Origin of the sequence: Methylobacterium sp. WL120, assembly GCF_008039465.1 — a bacterium.
Taxonomy (GTDB): Bacteria; Pseudomonadota; Alphaproteobacteria; order Rhizobiales; family Beijerinckiaceae; genus Methylobacterium; species Methylobacterium cerastii.
Genome location: NZ_VRUT01000340.1, coordinates 1 through 1,332, shown reverse-complemented (window position 1 = coordinate 1,332; position 1,332 = coordinate 1). Strand labels below are relative to the sequence as shown.

The 1,332-nt window shown below is 66.9% G+C and carries 1 protein-coding gene; it reads right to left on the bottom strand.

The genetic code is table 11. From position 1 onward, the window contains the following. Positions 1-148: 148 nt before the first annotated feature. On the bottom strand, positions 149-1,252 hold the full coding sequence (locus FV229_RS26885; RefSeq protein WP_147754820.1) for an IS5 family transposase: 1,104 nt from the start codon (positions 1,250-1,252) through the stop codon (positions 149-151). Between the last annotated feature and the right edge of the window lie 80 nt (positions 1,253-1,332).

The following is a 1,332-nucleotide window of genomic DNA, read 5'->3' as shown; positions in this document are numbered from 1 at the left end:
CAGGCTGCTGCAGAAGTCTGGTGTTACGCTCGGTTTGGATCGTTATCGGTGTTTGCCACGGATTGGCCGACGTCCGAGAGGCTGGATTCTGCCTCTTCGATGGGAGCCCGGGTTACGGGCCGCGTCTGCGCCCGGCTCGGGTCGCCCCTCATGCGCCTGCTCCGGCCAGAAGCCTCGGTAAGCGCACGAGGTTGTAGGCGATGGCTGCGAAGGTGAAGACCGCCTCGACCTTGGGCAGGGATCGGACCTTCACCTTGGCGAACCCGGCCTGGGCCTTGATCCAGCCGAAGACCTCCTCGATCCGCTTGCGAGACCGCAGGCTGATCGCGTAGCCGGCGTGCCGGGTAGTGCGGCCGTCGAGGGCGGTCTTGCGCACCTTGCCGGTCTTGGACACTGCCCCGTTGATCGCGATGTGCGGCGTCACCTGCCGCGCCCGCAGATCGCCGACGAAGGCTTCCACATCGAAGAGCTTGTCCGCGCCCAGCGTGATCCGGTGCCGACGGGGCAGGCGATCGAGCATGGCCAGGGCGGCCTCGCGCTCGGCCGTGCCGGTGGCGTGGGTGAGAGCCGCGTCCACCACCAGGCCGTTGCGGTTCTCCATCAGCGCATGCCCGAGGTAGCACAGCCGGCTCTCCTGACCGTCCGCCTTGCGGTAGAGCCGGGCGTCCGGGTCGGTGGTCGAGGCGTGGGTCTCGTTCGAGCGCTTCTCGCGGCGGAAGTCGCGCTCGCCGTTGCGGCCCGGTCCTGGCGGTTCGCCCGAACCGTCCTTGGGGCGGAAGCTCTTCATCGAGGCCCATGCCTCGATCATCGTGCCGTCGACCGAGAAGTGGTCGCTCGACAACAGCCGCTTGACCGGCTTGAGCGCCAGCAGCCCCGACAGGAAGGCGCGGGCGACGTCCGCTTCCAGCAGCCGATCACGGTTGTGCGTGAACACCGTCGGGTGCCAGATCGCGGCATCGATCTCCAACCCCACGAACCAGCGAAACAGCAGATTGTAATCGATCTGCTCCATCAGCATCCGCTCAGAGCGCACCGAGAAGAAGGCTTGCAGCAGCGTGGCACGCAGCAGCATCTCAGGCGGGATCGAGGGGCGGCCCAGTCCTGAGTACAGGCCCTCGAAGCGGTCGCTCAGCCCGGCCAGAACCTCGTCCGCCAGCGCCCGGATCGGACGCAGAGGATGATCGGCCGGTACGCGTTCCTCCAGGCGGACGTAGCTGAACAGGTTCTCCGATCGATCTCCGCGCCCGCGCATCGCCTGATCCCACCCCTGCCTCTAACAGAGTGAATCATCTCCGCGACAAGCCTGCCAGCGACTTCTGCAGCAGCCTGCTA

Excerpts from the sequence above, each read along its gene's own strand:
- FV229_RS26885 (WP_147754820.1), bottom strand. The coding sequence starts at position 1,252 with ATGCGCGGGCGCGGAGATCGATCGGAGAACCTGTTCAGCTACGTCCGC.